2 protein-coding genes are annotated in these 22,692 nt (G+C 74.7%); both read right to left on the bottom strand.

The window, feature by feature from the left end; genetic code table 11:
* Nucleotides 1-312 precede the first annotated feature (312 nt).
* Nucleotides 313-11,286 (bottom strand): type I polyketide synthase, encoded by a 10,974-nt coding sequence (locus K7I03_RS00430; protein WP_398858442.1) that lies wholly within the window; start codon nucleotides 11,284-11,286, stop codon nucleotides 313-315.
* Between the two features lie 100 nt (nucleotides 11,287-11,386).
* Nucleotides 11,387-22,660, bottom strand: a complete 11,274-nt coding sequence (locus tag K7I03_RS00415; RefSeq protein WP_263457554.1) for a type I polyketide synthase — start codon at nucleotides 22,658-22,660, stop codon at nucleotides 11,387-11,389.
* Nucleotides 22,661-22,692 lie beyond the last annotated feature (32 nt).

Raw genomic sequence — 22,692 nt, 5'->3', positions numbered from 1 at the left:
CGTCCTCCGCTGAGCGGCCGACCGCTCCGGGAAGGGATCCCGTCCCGGCCCGGCAGTCATCTGACGAGCGGCCCAGGGGAGTGCTGCCTGACCGGGGCGTCGTGGTAACCGTGATGGGCCGTGTCAACGCGGGGCTCCCGGCGGGCAGACGGCGGCGAGGACAGCGCTCCCGGGCCGTGACGTCATGCCGGTGCCACGCGGCACACGACCGTCGGGAGGCCGCCGAAACGGCGCGGGCCGGCCACCGCATTCCGGCGGTGGCCGGCCCGCGCCGGTGCCGGGGCCGCCTTGGACGGGCGGCCCCGGCGGGTGTCAGCTCGCGTCCAACTCGCCGTCCAGGATGTCGAACAGCTCGTCGGCGGTGGCCGACTCCAGCGCCGCCCGGTCGTCCTCCGGCGTCTGCTCGCCGGCCGGGTCGAGCGCCGCGCCCCAGCGGGCCGCCAGCGAGCGCAGCCGTGCCGCGATCCGGGCGTGCTCGTCCGGGCCCGGCGCGGCACCGGCCATGGCGGCCTCCAGCGCGGCCAGTTCCGCCTCCAGGGACGGACCCGCCGGGACCGCCGCACCGATCAGCTCGGCGCGCAGGTGGCGGGCGGCGGCCAGCGGGGTCGGGTGGTCGTAGATCAGCGTGGACGGCAGCCGGACCCCGGTGGCGCCGCCGAGCCGGTTGCGCAGTTCGAGGGCCGTCAGGGAGTCGAAACCCGACTCGACGAAGCCGCGCAGCGGATCGACGTCCTGGGCCCGCGCGTAGCCGAGCACCTCGGCGGTGTGGCTACGGACGAGGTGCAGCAGGGTACGTTCCCGCTCCTCCTCCGACAGGGTCGCCAGCCGCTCGGCGAGGGCCGCGCCCGGAGCCTCGGACCCGGCGCCCGACGCCGCCGCCGGCCGCCGGGCCGGGGTGCGGACCAGCGAACGCAGCATCGCCGGCACCTCGTCGGCACCGCTCCCGGACCGGACGCGGGCGGTGTCCAGCGCCATCGGCAGCACGGCCGCCCGACCGGCCGACAACGCGGCGTCGAACAGGGCCAGGCCCTCGTCGGGCGACAGCGCCCGCACGCCCGACCGCGCCATGCGCCGCAGGTCGGCGTCGGAGAGCCGGTCGCCCATGCCCGACCCCGCCTCCCACAGCCCCCACGCCAGCGACAGCCCGGGGAGCCCCCGGGCCCGGCGGTGCTGGGCGAGCGCGTCCAGGAAGGCGTTCGCCGCCGCGTAGTTGCCCTGCCCCGCCGCACCCAGCGTGCCCGCGGCGGACGAGAACAGGACGAACGCCGACAGCCCGGCGTCCGCCGTCAGCCGGTGCAGGGTGAGCGCCGCGTCCACCTTCGGGCGCAGCACGCTCTCGAACCGCTCGGGCGTCAGGGACGCCAGTGTCGCGTCGTCCAGGACACCGGCGGCGTGGACGACACCGGACAGCGGACGGTCCGCCGGAATCCGCGCGAGGACGGCCGCCAGCTCGTCCGGGTCCGCCGCGTCACAGGCCACGACCTCGGCGGTCGCGCCCGACTCGGCGAGCTCGGCGAGCAGTTCGCCGACTCCCTCGGCCGCCGGGCCCCGGCGGCTGAGCAGCAGCAGGTGGCGCACCCCGTGGGACGCCGCCAGGTGCCGGGCGAGCACACGGCCCAGCCCGCCCGTGCCACCGGTCACCAGCACCGTGCCGGTGCCGTCGCCGAACGGACCGCTCGGCGCGTCGGCTTCCGTGTCGTCGTCGTTCGGGGACAACCGGACGAGCCGGGGGACGAGGACCGTCCCGCCGCGCACGGCGGCCTCGGGCTCACCGCCCGCCAGGACGGCCGGGAGCGCGTCCTCCGACTCCGGGGTGCCGTCCACGTCCACCAGCCCCACCCGGCCCGGATGTTCCTCGCGCACCGCGCGCACCAGGCCCCAGACGGCCGAACCCGTCAGATCCCGCACATCCCCGGCCGCCTCGCCGGGCCGGCCGGCCGCGACGGCACCCCGGGTGACCAGCGTGATCCGGGACCCGGCGAACCGCTCGTCCGCCAGCCAGCGCCGCAGCAGCGCCACGACCCGCCCGGTGCCGGCCCGCACGGCGGCGGACAGCTCGTCCGGGGCATCGGCGGACGGGGCGTCGGCGGACGGGGCGTCGGCGGACGGGGTGTCCACGGACGCGGCGGGGTCCGCGTCGCAGCGGACGACCACATGGCCCGGGAGCACGTCCGGCAACAGCGCCTCGGCGCGGTCCGCCCACGCGTCCGCACCGGGCGCGCCGCCACCGGGACGGACCGTCAGTACGTCCGCCGGGCCGCTTCCGGACTCGATCCGGTCGGCGGGCGTCCACGCGACGGCGAACAGCGGCCGCTGCCCGGCCGCCGCCCGCAACCGCTCACCGCTGAGCGCCCGGAGGACGAGGGACCGGACGGTGACCACCGGCGCGCCCTGCCCGTCGGCCGCGACGACGGACACCGTGTGCGCCGCCGTCCGCGTGATCCGCACACGCAGGCGCGTCGCGCCGGTGGCGTGCAGCGTCACCCCCTGCCAGGCGAAGGGCAGGAGGGTGCCGGAACCGTCCTGAGACGCTTCTCCGTCCCGGCCCGCGTCGATGGCGTGCAGGGCCGCGTCGAGGAGGGCGGGGTGGATGCCGAACGCGCCGACGTCACCGTGGGCCTCCTCAGGGAGCGCGACCTCGGCGTAGACGTCGTCCCCGTGCCGCCAGGCGGCTTCGAGCCCCTGGAAGACGGGACCGTAGTGGTAGCCCTGGGACGCGAGTTCCGCGTAGGCGCCGTCCAGGGGGATCAGCTGGGCCCCGGCGGGCGGCCACGTCTCAGGACTCGGCTCAGCGGGGGTCTCGTTCGCGGGAAGGTGCCCGACGAGCATGCCCTGGGCGTGCTGGGTCCACGGCTCGTCCGTGAGGGCGTCGGCGGCGTGGGGGCGCGAGTGGACGGTGAGGGGCCGGGCACCGGAACCGTCGGGCGCTCCCACCGCCACCTGGAGGTCCAGGGACTGCTCGGGGAGCAGCACCAGCGGCTCCTGGAGGGTCAGTTCCTCGACGTGCGGTGTGCCGGCGTGCTCGCCCGCGCGCAGGGCCAGCTCGGTGAGCGCCGTGCCGGGTATGAGCACGGTGTCGCCGATGGCGTGATCGGCCAGCCACGGGTGCGTCCGCAGGGAGACGCGCCCGGTGAGGATCGTCTCGTCGGAACCCGCGCGCCGCAGAACGGCGCCCAGCAGCGGATGACCCGCCGCGGCCTGGCCCACGGTCGCCACGTCGCCTGTCTCGGGCGCGGGGTCGATCCAGTAGCGGCGGCGTTGGAAGGGGTAGGTGGGGAGGTCGACCGGGCGGGTGGGGGTTGTGGGGTGGAGGGCCTGCCAGTCGACGGGCTGGCCTTGGACCCACAGGCGGGCGAGGGTGGTGAGGGCCTCGGCGGCTTCCGGGCGGTTGCGGCGTTGGAGGGGGAGGCAGGTGGCGGTGGTGTGGTCGGCCGCCATGGCGGTGAGGACGGCGTCGGGGCCGATCTCCAGGAGGGTGGTGATGCCGTCGGTGGTCAGGGTCGAGACCGCGTCGGCGAAGCGGACCGGGCGGCGGACGTGCTCCACCCAGTAGTCGGCGCTCGTCAACTCCTCGGCCGCTGCCGCCAGTCCGGTGACGGTGGAGACGATCGGGATGCGCGGCTCGGTGAAGGTCAGGCCCGCCACGACCGTGCGGAAGTCCTCCAGGATCGGGTCCATGAGGGGGGAGTGGAAGGCGTGGGAAACCTTGAGTATCGAGGTCTTGCGGCCCTGCTCGCGCAGCTTCTCCACGATCCCGGTGACCGTTGCCTCCACACCGGAAACCACAACCGCGCGGGGGCCGTTGACGGCGGCGACGGAAGCGTCCTGAGCGTCTCCAAGCAGGTCGAGAGCTTCCTCTTCGGTGGCTTGGAGAGCGGCCATGACCCCGCCCTCGGGCAGGGCCTGCATCAGCCGGCCGCGCGCGGCCACCAGCGTGCACGCATCCGCCAGCGACAGCACCCCGGCGACATGCGCCGCCGCGATCTCGCCGATGGAGTGCCCGGCCAGCGCCTCCGGTCGTACGCCCCAGGACTCCACCAGCCGGAACAGCGCCGTCTCGATGGCGAACAGCGCCGGCTGCGCGTACTCCGTACGGTTCAGCAGCTCGCCGTCCTCGCCGAAGAGGACGTCCTTGAACGGGAGTTCGAGGTGTGCGCACACCTCGTCCAGCGCCCGCGCGAACACCGGGAACGTCTCGTACAGCTCCCGGCCCATCCCCGCCCGCTGTGCGCCCTGCCCCGTGAAGAGGAAGGCGGTCTTGCCGGTGGTGCGGGCCGTGCCCTGGGCGAGCCCGGGGGCAGAGATGCCGTCGGCGAGGGCGGTCAGGGCCGTGACGAGGTCCGCGCGGGTGTGTCCGGTGACGACGGCGCGGTGGTCGAAGTGGGCGCGGGTGGTGGCCAGGGCGAGGCCAATCGACGCGAGGTCGCCGTCGTCCGGGAGCGCGTCCCGCAGGCGGCGGGCCTGGGCGCGCAGGGCCTGCGGGGTGGTGGCGGAGAGCGGCCAGAGCACCGGGCCCGTGGACGTCTCCGGGGCGGAAGCGGAGGCCTCCTGCGGTGCTTCCTCCAGGATCACGTGCGCGTTCGTCCCGCTGATCCCGAAGGACGAGACTCCCGCCCGCAGGGGAGCGGCCTCGTCGGCCCACGGGGTCGCCTCGGTGAGCAGCCGTACGTGTCCGGCCGTCCAGTCGACGTGCGGTGTCGGTTCGTCGACGTTCAGGGTCTTGGGCAGGACGCCGTTGCGCATCGCCATCACCATCTTGATGACGCCGGCGACACCCGCCGCAGCCTGCGTGTGCCCGAGGTTGGACTTCACCGAGCCGAGCCACAGCGGCCGTTCCGCCGGGCGGTCCTTGCCGTAGGTCGCCAGCAGCGCCTGCGCCTCGATCGGGTCGCCCAGCTTCGTTCCCGTGCCGTGGGCTTCGACGGCCTGGACGTCGGTGGGGGCGAGGCCGGCGTTGTCGAGGGCCTGGCGGATCACCCGTTGCTGGGAGGGGCCGTTGGGGGCGGTGAGGCCGTTGCTGGCGCCGTCCTGGTTGACCGCCGAGCCCCGGACGACCGCGAGCACCTTGTGCCCGTTGCGGCGCGCGTCCGACAGGCGTTCCACCAGCAGCATGCCCACGCCCTCGGACAGGCTGGTGCCATTCGCCGCTCCGGCGAACGCCTTCGTCCGGCCGTCCGGGGCGAGGTTGCGCTGCCTGCTGAAGTCGATGAACGTCTCGGGGGTGAACATCACCGACACACCGCCCGCGAGAGCGAGGGAGCACTCGCCGTTGCGGAGCGCCTGTACCGCCAGGTGGAGGGCGACGAGGGAGGAGGAGCAGGCGGTGTCGATGCTGACGGCGGGGCCTTCGAGGCCGAGGGTGTAGGAGATGCGGCCGCTGGCGACGCTGCCGAGGCTGCCGTTGCCGAGGTAGGTGTCGACGCCTTCGGGGAGGGGTGTGTGGGTGAGGCGTGAGGCGTAGTCGTGGTACATGATGCCGGTGAAGACGCCGGTGGTGGTGCCGCGGAGGGTGTGGGGGTTGATGCCGGCGCGTTCGAGGGCTTCCCAGGAGGCTTCGAGGAGCAGCCGCTGTTGGGGGTCGGTGCCCAGGGCCTCGCGCGGAGAAATGCCGAAGAACTCGGCGTCGAACTCCGCCACGTCGTAAAGGAAACCGCCCGTGTCGGCGTGGCTGGTGTTCGGCCGCAGACCGCTGGTGTCGCAGAGGGTCTCCAGGTCCCAGCCGCGGTCCTCGGGGAACGGGGTGATGCCGTCGCGGCCCTCCGCCAGCAGCCGCCACAGCTCCTCGGGCGTGGTGACGCCGCCGGGGAAGCGGCAGCTCATGCCGACGATGGCGATCGGCTCGTCCGCTGCTGCCCGCGATCCGGCGGCAGGCCGTGCGTCCCGCGGTTCCGCCTCCCCGCCGGTCAGTTCGGTCCCGAGGTAGGCCGCCAGCGCGGCCGGTGTGGGGTGGTCGAAGACCAGCGTGACCGGCAGGCGGACTCCGGCCGCCGCGCCGAGCCGGTTGCGCAGGGCCACGGATGTAAGGGAGTCGAAGCCCAGGTCCTTGAAGGCGCGGTCCGGTTCGACGGCGTCACCGCTCTCGTGCCCCAGGATGCCCGCGACCTGGGTACGGACCAGGTCCAGGAGGAGGCGCTCGCGCTCGGGCGCCGTCATCCGCAGCACCTGGTGGGCCAGCGTGCCGCCGTCACCGGTGGCGGCGGACGCGGTGGCGCGCCGGGCCGTCGGCCGCACCAGGCGGCTGAGCAGCGGCGGAAGGCCGCCGGGCCGGTCGCGCAGCGCGGCCGGGTCCAGCCGGACCGGCAGCAGGACGGGCGTTCCGTCGGCCACGGCCGTGTCGAACAGCGCGAGCCCTTCCGCCGCCGACAGCCCCCGCACGCCCGAACGCGCCATCTGGTCGACGTCCGCCGAGGACAGGTGGGAGGTCATCCCGGTGTCCTGGGTCCACAGCCCCCATGCCAGTGACTGGGCGGGGAGTTGGTGGGTGTGGCGGTGGTGGGCGAGGGCGTCGAGGAAGGCGTTGGCGGCGGCGTAGTTGGCTTGTCCGGCGCCGTCGAGGGTGGCGGCCGCGGAGGAGTAGAGGATGAAGTGGGTGAGGGGGAGGTTGAGGTGCTGGGTGGTGTGGTGGAGGTGCCAGGCGGCGTCGGCTTTGGGGGTGAGGGTGGTGTGGAGGTGGTGGGGGGTCTGGTTGGTGAGGGTTGCGTCGTTGAGGACGCCTGCGGTGTGGATGATGGCCTTGAGGTGCGGGATGCCGGTGAGAAGACCAGTGACTTGAGTGGGGTCGCTGACGTCGCACGCGGTGAGGGTGATGTTCCCGCCGAGCTCGGTGAGACGGTCCACCAGCTCCGTCGCGCGGGGGTGATCGGGTCCCTGGCGGCTGGCGAGCGTGATGTGGGTGATGCGGTGGTGGGTGATGAGGTGTTCGGCGAGGAGGGTGGCGAGGCCGCCCGTGCCGCCGGTGATCAGGACGCTGTCCTGAGGCTCCCAGTCCTCGAAACCGGTCGGCAGCGGCTCCCCGGAAGCCGATCCGGGCGTCGCGCGGACGAGGCGGGGGACGTGCATCTCGCCGCCCCGCAGCGCCAGTTCCGGCTCGCCGCTCGTCAGGGCCGCCGCCGCGAGCCGCCGCGCCGACTCCGGCGTGCCGTCCGTGTCGACCAGGACGAAGCAGTCGGGCGTCTCGGCCTGCGCCGCGCGCACCAGACCCCACACCGCCGCCCCGATCGGGTCGACCGGCGCCCCCGCCGGCCCGGCCGCGCCCTGAGTGACCACGGCCAGCCGGGAGGAGGCCGGACGGCCCTCCGCCGACCAGCGCTGGAGCGCCTCCAGCACCGTGCCAAGGACCTCACGCAGCCGCCGCGGCACAGCGTCGGCGTCGCCGGCGTCCGCGGTGACGTCACTCGGCGGGCACGGGAGAAGCAGCAGATCCGGCTCCGGCCCGTCCGCCGCTCCGCCGGACGGCAGCAGACCCGCGTACGCGCCGGGGTCGGCGCCCCCGTCCAGCAGCGCCCACGGCACCGGCCGTCCCGCCGCTTCCGCCCCGGCGGCGGCCTGCCACTCGACGCGGAACAGCGCGTCCCGGCGCGGTGCCGCCGCGGCCGACAGCGCGCCCGCCGCGACAGGGCGCAGCAGCAGCGCGTCCACGGACGCGACCGGCGCCCCCACCGCGTCGGCGAGCCGCAGCGCCACCGCGTCGTCCCCGGCGGGCGAGACCCGCACCCGCAGCGCCTGCGCGCCGACGGCCCGCAGGCTCACGCCCGTCCAGCTGAACGGCAGGCGGACGCCGCCGTCCGGCGCGTCGGACGCGGCGGTGTCGAACGGGCCGAGCCCGGCGGCGTGCAGGGCCGCGTCCAGCAGCGCCGGGTGCAGGCCGAACCGCGCCGCGTCGGCGCGGGCGTCCTCGGGCAGGGCGACCTCGGCGAACACCTCGTCACCGCGCCGCCAGGCGGCCCGCAGCCCCTGGAAGGCCGGGCCGTAGCCGTACCCCTGGCCGGCGAGCCGCTCATACACGTCCGACACGTCCAGCGCCGTGGCCCCCGCGGGCGGCCACACGTCCGGTGCGTCCGACGCCCAGGAGGCCGCTGCCTCCGGCTCCGGGGCGGGCTCGGCGACGAGGAAGCCCTCCGCGTGGGCGGTCCACTCCGGGTCGGTGCCGTCCGCCGCGGATCCGGCCAGGGGACGCGCGTGCACGCTCACCGGCCGCCGGCCGTCCCCGCCGGGCACGCCGACGCGGACCTGGAGCTGGGCGCCGCCCTTCTCGGGCAGCAACAGCGGCTCGGTCAGGGTGAGTTCGTCGATCCGGCCGCAGCCGACCTGGTCGCCCGCGCGTACGGCGAGCTCCACCAGCGCCGTACCCGGCAGCAGCACCGCGCCGCCGGCCGCGTGGTCCGCCAGCCACGGGTGGGTGTCCAGGCCGATCCGGCCGGTCAGCAGCGCCCCGTCCGCGCCGGCCAGGCCCACCACGGCGCCCAGCAGCGGATGGTCGGCGGAGTCCAGCCCGGCCGACACGACGTCCGCGCCGGCCGCGTCCGGCCGCGGCCAGTAGGACCGGCGCTGGAACGGGTACGTGGGCAGCTCCACCCACGACGGTGCGTACGGGGTGAGCGGCACCGACCAGTCGACGGCGACGCCCTGTGCCCAGACCTCGCCCAGCGACAGCAGGAAGCGGCGCGTCCCGCCGTCCTGGCGGCGCAGCGAGCCCACCGCCGCCACCGTCCGGCCCGCCGCGTCGGCGGTCTCCTGGACGCCCATCGACAGCACGGGGTGCGGGCTGGACTCGACGAAGACGCCGTGGCCGTCGGCCAGCAGGGCCCGGGTGGTCTCCTCGAAGCGCACGGTCTGCCGCAGGTTGCGGTACCAGTACGCCGCGTCGAGGCCGCTCGTGTCGATCCGCGACGCGGTCACCGTCGAGTAGAACGGGATCCGCGACGCCCGCGGCCTGATGTCCGCCAGCGCCTCCAGCAACTCGGCCTCGATGGACTCCACATGGGCGGAGTGCGAGGCGTAGTCGACCGGGATCCGGCGCGCCCAGACGTCCTCGGCCCGCAGCTCGGTGAGGAGTTCGTCCAGCGCGTCGGAGTCGCCGGACACCGCCACCGACCCCGGCCCGTTGACCGCGGCCACGGACAGCCGGCCGTCCCAGCGGAGCAGCCGCTCCGCGACCCGGTCGGCGGGGGACGACACCGACATCATGCCGCCGGGGCCCGCCAGCCGGCGGGCGATGGCCTGGCTGCGCAGCGTCACCACGCGGGCCGCGTCCTCCAGGGACAGCGCCCCCGCCACACAGGCCGCCGCGATCTCGCCCTGGGAGTGGCCCACCACCGCGGCGGGCTTCACCCCGTGCGCCCGCCACAGCTCGGCCAGCGAGACGAGCACGGCGAACAGCGCCGGCTGGACGACGTCCACCCGCTCCAGGTCCGGCGCGCCCGGCTCGCCGCGCAGGACGGCGAGCAGGTCCCAGTCGACGAACCGGCCGACGACCTCCGCGCACTCCCGGATCCGCTCGGCGAACGCGGGGGAGGAGTCGAGGAGTTCACGGGCCATGCCGGCCCACTGGGAGCCCTGCCCGGGGAAGACGAAGGCGACCTTGGACCGGCCGCCGGCGGCAGTGCCGCGCACCAGGTCGTCCGGAGCCTCCCCGGCGGCCGCCGCCCGCAGCCCGGCCAGCAGTCCTTCCGTGCCGTCGGCGACCAGCACGGCCCGGTGCTCCAGCGCGGCGCGCGTCGTCAGCAGCGAGTGCGCGACGTCGGCGGGGCGCAGGGCGGGGTCGGCCGCGAGGCGGTCGGCCAGCCGGGCGGCCTGGGCGCGCAGCGCCGCGTCGCCGCGGGCGGAGAGGAGGAAGGGGAGTGGGGCGGTGGTTTCCCCGGCGTCGGCTTCTCCCGTCGGTGCCGGTTCCGCCGCCGGTGCCTCCTCCAGGATCACATGGGCGTTGGTGCCGCTGAGGCCGAACGACGACACGCCCGCGCGGCGGGGGCCGTCGCCCTTCCACGGCACCGGCTCGGTGAGCAGCGCCACCGTCCCGTCCTCCCAGTCCACCTTGGACGACGGCGCGTCCACGTGCAGCGTCCTGGGCAGCACACCGTGCCGCATCGCCATCACGGCCTTGATCACCCCGGCCACCCCCGCGGCGGCCTGGGTGTGCCCGATGTTCGACTTCACCGAACCCAGCCACAGCGGCCGCCCCGCCGGCCGCTCCTTCCCGTACGTGGCCATCAGCGCCTGGGCCTCGATGGGGTCACCGAGGACGGTGCCCGTGCCGTGGGCCTCCACGACGTCCACGTCCGCCGGGCCCAACTGCGCGTCGGCCAGCGCCTGGCGGATGACGCGCTGCTGGGACGGGCCGTTGGGGGCGGTGAGGCCGTTGCTGGCGCCGTCCTGGTTCAGCGCGGAACCCCGCACCACCGCCAGGATCCGGCGGCCGTTCCGGCGCGCGTCCGACAGCCGCTCCAGGACGAGCATCCCGGCGCCCTCGCCCCAGCCCGTACCCGCGGCGGCGTCGGCGAAGGCGCGGCAGCGGCCGTCCAGGGCCAGCCCGCGCTGCCGGCTGAACTCCACGAACGTACGCGGCGTGGACATCACCGTGACACCGCCGGCCAGAGCCAGCGAGCACTCGCCCTTGCGGAGCGCCTGCACCGCCAGGTGCAGGGCGACGAGGGAGGAGGAGCAGGCGGTGTCGATGCTGACGGCGGGGCCTTCGAGGCCGAGGGTGTACGAGATCCGGCCGGACACGATGCTGCCGTCCGTGCCGGTGACCATGAAGCCCTCGGCGCCGTCGGGGACCGTGCCCACCCGCACGGGGTAGTCGGTGGCCATCACCCCCGCGTACACACCGGTCCGGCTGCCGGCCAGGCTCTGCGGATCGATGCCGGACCGCTCGAACGCCTCCCAGGCGACCTCCAGCAGCAGCCGCTGCTGCGGATCGGTCGCCGTCGCCTCGTGCGGGCTCATTCCGAAGAACGCCGCGTCGAACTCCGGCGCCCGGTGCAGGAACCCGCCCTGACCGGTGTAACTGGTGTGCGGACGCTGCCCCTCCGGGTCGTACACCGCGTCCAGGTCCCAGTTGCGGCCGCCGGGGAACGCGGTGATCGCGTCGGTGCCCGCGTCGACGAGCGACCACAGCTCCTCAGGGGACTCCACGTCCCCGGGGAAACGGCAGCTCATGCCCACGATCGCCACGGGCTCCGCGGCGGCGGCGGTCGCCGCCGCGGCCTCGTCGTATCGCCGGCGCAGCCGCTCGTTCTCCAGCAGCGACGCGCGCAGGGCCTCGGCGATCTTCTGGACAGGTGTATCCACGGTCGTCACTCGCATTCCTCGGTCACTCATGTCACTGGGCTCGCTCCGCCCGGCCGGGTGCCGGTCCGCGCCGCGCGGGACCGGCACCCGGCCGGAACGGTCACTCGGGCTGCTGCTCGGAGTCGCTGCGCTCGAACGCCTCGCGGACGAGGGCGTCGATGTCCATCGCCAGGATCGCGTCGCTCTGGTCCGCGGCGCTCGCCTCGGCCTGGGCCTCGGCGGGGGCGAGGGTGGACGCGGGGGACGCGGCCGGGGCCAGCGCCAACAGGGCGTCCAGCAGGCCGGCTTCCCTGATCCGGGCGAGCGGTACGGACTCCAGCAGCCTGCGCACCTCGTCGTCGTCCGCCTCGGGGACGAGCAGTCGCGACGCGCACTCCTCGACCTCCGGCAGCAGCTCCTCCAGCAGGTGCTTGGCCATGGTCTGCGGGGTCGGGTAGTCGAAGACCAGGGTGGCCGACAGCCGCTGGCCGGTCGCCGTCTTCAGCCTGTTGCGCAGCTCCACCGCCGTGAGCGAGTCGAAACCGGCGTCCTGGAACGAGCGGGCCGGGTCGAGCGCCGAGCCGTCCGCGTGTCCGAGGACCCTGGCCACCTCGGCGCAGATCACGTCCTCCAGGAGCCGGAGCCGCTCCTCGGTGTCGAGCGGCGCGAGCCGCTCGGCGAGGGGCGTGTCGTCCTGGACAGCGGCGGTGGCGGTCGTGGTGGTGCTGTGCGCGGTGGGACGGGTGGGCGTGGGCGGGCGGAGGGCGTGGAGCAGCGGGTGGACGGGTGTGTGGCTCGGGTTGGGGTGGATGGGGAGGAGGGCGGGGTCGGGGGTGGTGAGGGCGGCGTCGAAGAGGGCGAGGTTCTGGTGGGTGGTGAGGGGGAGGAGGGGCCCGTTGCTCATGCGCTGGAGGTCGGCGGTGCTGAGCTGCCCGGCCATGCCCTGCTCGGTGTCCCACAGTCCCCAGGCGAGGGATTGTGCGGGGAGTTGGTGGGTGTGGCGGTGGTGGGCGAGGGCGTCGAGGAAGGCGTTGGCGGCGGCGTAGTTGGCTTGTCCGGCGCCGTCGAGGGTGGCGGCCGCGGAGGAGTAGAGGATGAAGTGGGTGAGGGGGAGGTTGAGGTGCTGGGTGGTGTGGTGGAGGTGCCAGGCGGCGTCGGCTTTGGGGGTGAGGGTGGTGTGGAGGTGGTGGGGGGTCTGGTTGGTGAGGGTGGCGTCGTTGAGGACGCCTGCGGTGTGGATGATGGCCTTGAGGTGGGGGATGCCGGTGAGGAGGTCGGTGACCTGAGCGGGGTCGCTGACGTCGCAGGCGGTGAGGGTGATCTTCCCGCCGAGTTCGGTGAGGTGCTTGGTCAGCTCGGTGGCGCGAGGGTGGTCGGGTCCCTGGCGGCTGGCGAGGGTGATGTGAGTGATGCGGTGGTGGGTGATGAGGTGTTCGGCGAGGAGGGTGGCGAGGCCGCCCGTGCCGCCGGTGATCAGGACACTGTCCTGGGGGTCCCAGTCCTCGAATCCCGTCAACTGCGGCGCAGAGGATGCCTTTTCGACGCGACCGAGCCGGGCCACGTGCACCCCGTCCGCCCGGACCCACACCTGCGGCTCGGCGGAGGCGAGCGCCGCCGGGAAGAACCGCACCGAGGACTCGTCCCCGTCCCAGCGCGCCAGGACGAAGCTCTCCGGGTGCTCGGCCTGGGCCGAGCGGACCAGGCCCTCCACGGCGGCGTTGACCAGCCCGCCGGGCCCGTCCGTGTCCCGGGTGACGACCACCAGCCGGGAGGACGCCGGCCGTTCGTCCGCCACCCACTGCCGCAGCGTGCCGAGCACCTCGCCCAGCACCTCGCGCAGCCGCCCGGGCAGAACGGTGGCGTCGTCGCCGTCCGTCAACTCCGGTACGCGGCAGGGCAGCAGCACCACGGTGGGCGCGGCCTCCTCCAACGAGGCGAGGTCGGGGTACGCCGACACTCCCGTCCACGCCCAGTCCGCGGGCCGCTCGCCGAGCACCGCCCAGCCCTCGGGGCCGGCCGGGACCCGCGTCGGCGCGGCGTCGCCGTCCGGGAGCGGGATCCATTCGACCCGGTGGAGCGGAAGCGCGCCGTCACCCGCTTTCGCGATCTGGTCGGCCGACACCGGCCGGGCGACCAGTGAACGTACCGAGGCCACCGGTGCACCGGCCGCGTCGGCCAGTTCCAGCGACGTCGCGTCCGCGACGCCCTCGACCGCCGCGACCCTGACCCGCAGCGAGGTCGCACCCGAGGCGTGCAGGGACACGTCGCTCCACGCGAACGGAAGCGCGGCGCCCTGCCCGGGCCGCCGGGCACCGTCCCCGAGCAACTCGGTGGCGTGCAGGGCGGCGTCGAAGAGGGCGGGGTGAAGACCGTAGGAGCCGGCGTCGCCGTGGGCCTCCTCGGGAAGGGTCACCTCGGCGAAGACCTCGCCGTCCCGGCGCCACGCGGCACGCAGACCCCGGAAGACCGGGCCGTACTCCAGACCGTCCGCGGCCAGGGCCGGGTAGAGCACGTCCACGTCCACGGGCTCGGCGCCCTCCGGCGGCCAGACGCTCAGACCGGCCTCCGGACGCACCTCGGACGTGCCCCGCACCAGGAAGCCGCCCGCGTGGCGGACCCACGGCTCGTCCGCCGGGGCGTCCTGCGCCCGCGAGTACACGCCGACCGGCCGGCGGCCGGACCCGTCCGGCTCACCCACGGACACCCGCAGATCCCTGGCGCCACGCGACGGCAGGACCAGCGGCACCTCCAGCGTCAGCTCCTCCAGCACCCCGCATCCCACCTGGTCGCCCGCCCGCAGGGCGAGTTCGACGCACGCGGTACCGGGCAGCAGAGTGCTCCCCATGACCGTGTGATCGACCAGCCAGGCGTGGGACCGCAGACCGATGCGGCCCGTCAGCACCACCGTGCTCGACTCCGGAACGGTGAGGGCGGCACCGAGCAGCGGATGCCGCGCGGGGTCCAGACCGGCGGAAGCCACGTCCGCCTGCTCGGCCACCGCGTCGATCCAGTAGCGGCGGCGTTGGAAGGGGTAGGTGGGGAGGTCGATGGTGGTGGTGTGGTGTGTGGGGTGGAGGGTGTGCCAGGTGATGGGGTGGCCGTGGGTCCAGAGGGTGGCGAGGGCGGTGAGAACCTCCGGCGCCTCGGGGCGGTTGCGGCGTTGGAGGGGGAGGCAGGTGGCGGTGGTGTGGTCGGCTGCCATGGCGGTGAGGACGGCGTCGGGGCCGATCTCCAGGAGGGTGGTGATGCCGTCGGCGGTCAGGGTGGCGACGGCGTCGGCGAAGCGGACCGGGCGGCGGACGTGCTCGACCCAGTAGTCGACGCTCGTCAACTCCTCGGCCGAGGCCGCGAGTCCGGTGACAGTCGACACGATCGGGATGCGGGGTTCGGTGAACGACAAACCCGCCACGACCGTGCGGAAGTCCTCCAGCATCGGCTCCATGAGGGGTGAGTGGAAGGCGTGCGAGACCTTGAGCATCGAGGTCTTGCGGCCCTGCTCCCGCAGCTGCTCCACGATCGCGGTGACCGTTGCTTCGGCACCCGAGACAACAACCGCGCGCGGGCCGTTGACCGCGGCGATGGAAGCGTCCTCAGCATCACCGAGCAGACCGAGAGCTTCCTCTTCGGTGCACTGGAGGGCGGCCATGACCCCGCCTTCGGGCAGGGCCTGCATCAGCCGGCCGCGTGCGGCCACCAGCGTGCACGCGTCCGCCAGGGAGAGCACCCCGGCGACGTGGGCTGCCGTGATCTCGCCGATCGAGTGCCCGGCCAGCACCTCCGGTCGTACGCCCCAGGACTCCACCAGGCGGAACAGTGCCGTCTCGATGGCGAACAGGGCGGGCTGTGCGTACTCCGTACGGTTCAGCAGTTCGCCGTCCTCGCCGAAGAGGACGTCCTTGAGCGGGAGTTCGAAGTGGGCGCACACCTCATCCAGCGCCTTGCCGAACACCGGGAACGCTTCGTACAGTTCCCGGCCCATGCCTACCCGCTGTGCCCCCTGCCCGGTGAACAGGAACGCCAGCCGGCCCTCGCTGACCGTTCCCCGCACCAGGCCCGCCGCGTCCTGCCCGGCCGCCAGCGCGGCGAGCCCGGCGGTGAGGTCCGCGCGGTTGGTGCCGGTGAGCACGGCACGGTGTTCCAGCTGTGCCCGCGTCGTCGCCAGGGCCACCGCCACCTCCCGCAGCTCCGGAGCGTCCTCGCGCTCCAGCACGCTCAACAGCTGTGCCGCCTGGGCCTTCAGCGCGTCGGCGGAACGGGCGCTGAGCAGCCACGGCAGCACCGGCCCGGCAGCCTCCACCTCTTCCTGCGCCGCTTCCTCCACGGGCGGGGCTTCTTCGAGGATGACGTGGGCGTTGGTGCCGCTGATGCCGAACGAGGAGACACCCGCCCTGCGCGGCCGGTCGCTCTCCCACGCCCGGGCGTTGGTGAGGAGTTCCACTGCGCCCGCCGACCAGTCCACCTTCGACGACGGCGCGTCCACGTGCAGCGTCTTCGGCAGCACGCCGTTGCGCATCGCGAGAACCATCTTGATGATGCCCGCGACGCCCGCCGCCGCCTGCGTGTGCCCCAGGTTGGACTTGATGGAGCCGAGCCAGAGGGGCTGGTCGGCCGGGCGGTGTTGGCCGTAGGTCGCCAGCAGCGCCTGCGCCTCGATCGGGTCGCCCAGCGTCGTCCCGGTACCGTGCGCCTCCACCGCGTCCACCTCGGACGGCCGGAGGCCGGCGTTGTCGAGGGCCTGGCGGATCACGCGCTGCTGCGAGGGGCCGTTCGGCGCCGTCAGTCCGTTGCTGGCGCCGTCCTGGTTGACCGCCGAGCCCCGGACGACCGCGAGCACCTTGTGCCCGTTGCGGCGTGCGTCCGACAGGCGTTCCACCAGCAGCATGCCCACCCCCTCGCCCCAGCCGGTGCCGTCGGCGGAGTCGGCGAACGACCTGATGCGGCCGTCCTTGGCGAGACCCCCTTGCCTGCTGAAGTCGATGAACGTGTCCGGCGTCGACATCACCGTCGCACCACCGGCCAGGGCCAGGGCGCATTCGCCGTTGCGGAGAGCCTGGATGGCGAGGTGGAGGGCGACGAGGGAGGAGGAGCAGGCGGTGTCGATGCTGACGGCGGGGCCTTCGAGGCCGAGGGTGTAGGAGATGCGGCCGCTGGCGACGCTGCCGAGGCTGCCGTTGCCGAGGTAGGTGTCGACGCCTTCGGGGAGGGGTGTGTGGGTGAGGCGTGAGGCGTAGTCGTGGTACATGATGCCGGTGAAGACGCCGGTGGTGGTGCCGCGGAGGGTGTGGGGGTTGATGCCGGCGCGTTCGAGGGCTTCCCAGGAGGCTTCGAGGAGCAGGCGCTGTTGGGGGTCGGTGCCCAGGGCCTCGCGCGGAGAAATGCCGAAGAACTCGGCGTCGAACTCCGCCGCGTCGTGCAGGAATCCGCCCTCGCGCGAGTTCGTCTTGCCCGGCGCGCCCGGCTCGGGGTCGTAGATGTCCTCGACGTTCCAGCCGCGGTCCTCGGGGAACAGGGTGACGCCGTCGCGCCCTTCGGCGAGGAGCTCCCACAGCTCCTCGGGCGTGGTGACGCCGCCGGGGAAGCGGCAGCTCATGCCGACGATGGCGATTGGCTCGTCCGGTGCCGCGTCCGAAGCGGCGGCCGGGGCGGCGGGGGCGGCGGCCGCCGGTCCGGCGTCGAACAGTTTCTCGCCCAGGTGCTCCGCCAGCGCCGCCGGGGTCGGGTAGTCGAAGACCAGGGTGGCGGGCAGCCGCAGGGCGGTCGCCTTGTTCAGCCGGTTGCGCAGTTCCACGGCGGAGAGCGAGTCGAAACCGATCTCGGTAAACGCCCGCCGGCCGTCGATGGCGCTCGCGCTCTCGTGGTGCAGCACCTCCGCGACATGGGTCCGCACCAGGTCCATCAGCGCCCGCTCACGCTCCACCGCGTCCAGCTTGCCCAGCCGGGCCACGGCCTCCGGGTGGCCGCTCACGGCTGCCGCGATGGCGGTGTGAGCGGTGTGCGCGGTGGGGCGGGTGGACGTGGGCGGGTGAAGGGTGTGCAGGAGCGGCGGAGCCGGAGTGTGGTGGGGGTTGAGGCGGATGGGGAGGAGAGCGGGACGGGCGGTGGTGAGGGCGGCGTCGAAGAGGGCGAGGTTCTGCTCGGTGGTGAGGGAGAGCAGGGGCCCGCTGTTCATGCGCTGGAGGTCGGCGGTGCTGAGCTGCCCGGCCATGCCCTGCTCGGTGTCCCACAGTCCCCAGGCGAGGGATTGTGCGGGGAGTTGGTGGGTGTGGCGGTGGTGGGCGAGGGCGTCGAGGAAGGCGTTGGCGGCGGCGTAGTTGGCTTGTCCGGCGCCGTCGAGGGTGGCGGCCGCGGAGGAGTAGAGGATGAAGTGGGTGAGGGGGAGGTTGAGGTGCTGGGTGGTGTGGTGGAGGTGCCAGGCGGCGTCGGCTTTGGGGGTGAGGGTGGTGTGGAGGTGGTGGGGGGTCTGGTTGGTGAGGGTTGCGTCGTTGAGGACGCCTGCGGTGTGGATGATGGCCTTGAGGTGCGGGATGCCGGTGAGAAGACCAGTGACTTGAGTGGGGTCGCTGACGTCGCACGCGGTGAGGGTGATGTTCCCGCCGAGCTCGGTGAGACGGTCCACCAGCTCCGTCGCGCGGGGGTGATCGGGTCCCTGGCGGCTGGCGAGCGTGATGTGGGTGATGCGGTGGTGGGTGATGAGGTGTTCGGCGAGGAGGGTGGCGAGGCCGCCCGTGCCGCCGGTGATCAGGACGCTGTCCTGAGGCTCCCAGCCCTCGAAACCACTCAGTCGGCCGTCCGCCGCAGGCTGCTGACCCGCCACCCGGGCCAGCCGGGGCACGGTGAACTCGCCGCCGCGCACCGCCAGTTCCGGCTCACCGCTCGCCAGCGCGGCCGTCAGCCGGGGGAGCGGGACCGGTGTCCCGTCCCAGTCCAGCAGGGTGAAGCGGTCCGGGTGCTCGGCCTGGGCGGCGCGCACCAGGCCCCACACCGCCGCGCCCGCCAGGTCCGCCTCGTCGTTCCGCTCACCGCGCGGCCCGACCGCCCCACGCGTCACGACCACCAGACGCGACTCGGCGTACCGCTCGTCGTCCAGCCAGTCCTGGAGCGTGCCGAGCGCGGAGCGGGTGGCTTCACGCACCCGCTGCGGCATGTCCACGCCGTCACCGCCATCACCGTCGCCGCCGTCCCGGCCCTCCGGGCAGGTGAGGACGACGACGTCGGGCAGGTCGCCGACCAGGTCCTCCACGTCCGTGTACGCCGTGGCGCCGGTCCACTCCCACTGCTCGGCCCGCGGCCCGAGCGCCGCCCACGTCGTAAGGGCGGTGCCGCTGTCCGCCGCCTGCTCGGCGACCGACAGAGTGGTCCACTCCACGACGTGCAGGGAGGTGTCGGCGCCGTCGCGGGCCGCCGCCATCTGGTCGGCCGTCACCGGCCGCATGGCCAGCTCGCCCACCGTGGCGACCGGCCGGCCCGCCGGGTCGGCGAGCCGCAGCCGCAGCCCATCGTTGGCGGTGCTGGTGACGGCGACGCGCAGCGAGGTCGCCCCCGTCGCGTGCACGCTGACGCCGGTCCAGGCGAACGGGAGGGCGGTCTGCCCCCCGCGCTCCCCGCCGCTGTCGCTGCCGTCGTCCCGGCCGAGGTCGGTGGCGTGCAGCGCCGCGTCGAGGAGGGCCGGGTGCACGAGGTAGCCGGCGGCGTCCTGGTGGGCGTCCTCCGGCAGGGCGACCTCGGCGAACACCTCGTCGCCGCGCCGCCAGGCGGCCCGCAGGCCCTGGAACGCGGGCCCGTAGAGGTAGCCGTCGGCCGCCAGTCGTTCGTATACGCCCTCCAGAGGGATCGGCCGGGCGCCGGGCGGCGGCCATGTGCCGAGATCCGTGTCAGGGGCAGGCGCCTCCGGTGTGAGCGTCGCGGTGGCGTGCAGGGTCCACGGCACGGTGTGCGCGGCGCCGTGCGGACGGCTGTGGACGGTCAGGGCGCGGCCGCCCGTGGCGTCCGGGGCGTTGACCTCCACCCGCAGATCGGTGTGCGCGTCCGGCGAGAGGGCCAGCGGAGCCTGGAGGGTCAGTTCCTCGACGTGCGGGGTGCCGGTGTGGTCGCCGGCGTGCAGGGCGAGTTCGAGGAGGGCGGTGCCGGGGAGGAGGGTGGTGCCGAGCACCACGTGGTCGGCCAGCCAGGCATGCGTACGGGGGCCGATGCGGCCGGTGAGCACGGTGGCGTCGCTGCCGGGGACGGCGACGGCCGCGCCGAGCAGCGGGTGGCCCGCGGGGGCCTGGCCGAGCGTCGTGACGTCGCCGGTGTCGGGGGCGGCCTCCAGCCAGAACCGGCGGCGCTGGAACGGGTACGTGGGGAGGTCGACGCGGCGGGCGGGCGCGCCGGTGTGGAGCGCGGTCCAGTCGACGGCGTGCCCCCGGGTCCACAGGCGGGCGAGCGCGGCGCGGGTCTCGGGCCGCTCGGGGCGGTCGCGGCGCAGCAGCGGCACGCAGACGGCGGAGGTGTCGTCGGGCAGCGCGGTGCCGGCCATGGCGGTGAGGACGGCGTCCGGGCCGATCTCCAGGAAGGCCGTCACCCCGTCGTCGGCGAGGGCGCGGACGCCGTCGGCGAAGCGCACCGCCTCGCGGACGTGGGTCACCCAGTACTCGGGCGCGGTGAGTTCGCCCGGGCCGGCGGTGCGGCCGGTGACGGTGGAGACGAGCGGGATGCGCGGCTCGGCGTAGTCGAGGATCTCGGCTAGTTGCCGGAACCCGTCCAGCATCGGCTCCATCAGCGGGGAGTGGAAGGCGTGCGAGACCTTCAGCATCGAGGTCTTGCGGCCCTGCTCCCGCAGCTTCTCCACGATCGGGGCGACCGTGGCCCGCGCGCCGGAGACGACGACCGCGCGCGGGCCGTTGACGGCGGCGACGGCCGCGTCCGCGGCGCCGTCGAGCAGGGCGAGGGCCTCCTCCTCGGTGCACTGGAGGGCGGCCATCACCCCGCCCTCCGGCAGCTCCTGCATCAGCCGGCCGCGCGCCGCGACCAGCGCGCAGGCGTCCTCCAAGGTGAACACCCCGGCGGCGTGCGCCGCCGCGATCTCCCCGATCGAGTGCCCGGCCAGCACGTCCGGGCGCACGCCCCAGGACTCCACCAGCCGGAACAGCGCCGTCTCGACGGCGAACAGGGCGGGCTGCGCGTACTCCGTGCGGTCCAGCAGCGCGGCCGCCTCCGAGCCCTCCGGGGCGAACAGCACGTCCAGCAGCGGGCGTTCGAGCTGGAGGTCCAGGTATCCGCAGGCGTCGTCCAGCGCCCGAGCGAACACCGGGAACGCGTCGTACAGCTCCCGGCCCATGCAGGCCCGTTGCGCGCCCTGCCCGGTGAACAGGAACGCCAGCCGCCCGCCGGCGACCGTGTCGAGGACGACGCCGGCCGCCTCGGCGGCGCCCTCGGCGAGGGCGCGCAGTCCGGCGGTCCCGCCGTCCGTGATCACGGCCCGGTGCTCCAGCTCCGCACGCGTGGTGGCCAGGGCGTACGCGACATCGGACGGCTCCGGGGCGTCCTCGCCGGCCAGCAGCGCGAGCACCCCGGCGGCCTGGGCGCCGAGCGCCTCCGGCGATCGGGCGCTGAGCAGCAGCGGGATCCCCGGCTGCCCGGTGACGTCGGCGGCCGGTCCCTCCGCGCCGTCGGCCGGATCGTCGGCCGGCGGCTCCTCGATGATCACGTGCGCGTTGGTGCCGCTGATCCCGAACGCCGAGATCCCGGCGCGCCGCGGCCGGCCGTCCGGGGTGTCCCACGGCAGCGCCTCGGTGAGCAGCTCCACGTCGCCGGCCGTCCAGTCGACGTGCGAGGACGGCGCGTCCACGTGCAGCGTCCTCGGCAGGACACCGTGCCGCATCGCCAGCACCATCTTGATGACGCTCGCGGCACCGCCGGCGGCCTGCGTGTGCCCGAGGTTGGACTTGGCCGAACCCAGGCGCAGCGGCCGGCCCTCCGGGCGCTCCTGGCCGTACGTGGCGAGGATCGCCTGCGCCTCGATGGGGTCGCCGAGCTTGGTGCCGGTGCCGTGCGCGTCCACGGCGTCGACGTCGGCCGGGCGCAGCCCCGCGTTGGCCAGGGCCTGGAGGATGAGCCGCTGCTGGGAAGGGCCGTTGGGGGCGGTGAGGCCGTTGCTGGCGCCGTCCTGGTTGATCGCGGAGCCCCGGACGACCGCCAGGACGCGGTGCCCGTTGCGGCGCGCGTCGGACAGCCGCTCGACGACGAACACGCCGACGCCCTCGGAGAACCCGGTGCCGTCGGCGGCCTCGGCGAACGCCTTGCAGCGGCCGTCGGGCGCCAGGCCGCGCTGCCGGCTGAAGGCGGTGAACATGCCGGGGCTGCCCATCACGGCGACGCCGCCGACGAGCGCCAGCGAGCACTCGCCGTCCCGCAGCGACTGCGCGGCCAGGTGCAGGGAGACCAGCGAGCCGGAGCAGGCGGTGTCCACGGTGACGGCCGGGCCCTCCAGGCCCAGCGTGTAGGAGACGCGCCCGGAGGCGACGCTGGGCGCGTTGCCGGTCATCAGGTAGCCGTCGAGGCCCAGCGGCGCCTGGTGGACGCGGGTGCCGTACTCGTGCACCTCGGCACCGAAGAAGACACCGGTGCGACTGCCGCGCAGCGAGGCCGGGTTGACGCCGGAGCGCTCCAGCGCCTCCCAGGAGGTCTCCAGGATCAGCCGCTGCTGCGGGTCCATGGCCAGCGCCTCACGCGGGCTGATCTTGAAGAAGTCGGCGTCGAACTCGGCGGCCCGGTCCAGGAAGCCGCCCTTGTCGACATAGGACTTGCCGGGCCGGTCGGGGTCCGGGTCGAACATGCCGGGGACGTCCCAGCCGCGGTCGGTCGGGAAGTCCGACAGCACCTCGCGGCCCTCGGCCAGCAGCGTCCAGAACGCCTCGGGGGAGTCCACCCCGCCGGGGTAGTGGCAGGCCATGCCGATGATGGCCACCGGATCGTCGTCGTCGCCCGCGGCCTCCCGGACCGGCACCGCGACCGGCTCGGGCGCCAGGCCCAGCGCCCGGGTGCGGACGAGGCGGCCGAGCGCCGCCGGCGTGGGGTGGTCGTAGACCGCGGTGACGGGCAGCTCCAGGCCGGTGGCCGCGGTCAGCCGGGCGTGCAGGTCCACGGCGGACAGCGAGTCGAACCCCAGCTCCAGAAAGGGCCGTTCGGTGTCCACCGGGCCCTTGGTGTCCGGGCGGGCGCGGCGCAGCGCGGCGACGGTGTGCTCGTGCACCAGCTCCAGCACCACGCGCTCCTGCTCGGCGGCGGTCCGTCCGGTGAGCCGCTCCACCAGGAGGGCCCGCGCCCGCGGCCCGGTCTCCGGGGCGCCCCCGGGCTCGCCCGCGGTCCCGGCCGACGCGGCACCGGACGGGGTGGGAACGTTCTCGGACTCAGTCATTCGGTGCTCTCCAAAAGAATTCCGCGGGCGGA

It is taken from the genome of Streptomyces mobaraensis (assembly GCF_020099395.1).
Lineage (GTDB): Bacteria > Actinomycetota > Actinomycetes > Streptomycetales > Streptomycetaceae > Streptomyces.
The sequence above is the reverse complement of the archived record's forward strand: the minus strand, read 5'-3'. Positions and strand labels throughout refer to the sequence as shown.

Coding starts and splice junctions, on each gene's coding strand:
- K7I03_RS00415 (WP_263457554.1), bottom strand. CDS start 22,660: ATGACTGAGTCCGAGAACGTTCCCACCCCGTCCGGTGCCGCGTCGGCC.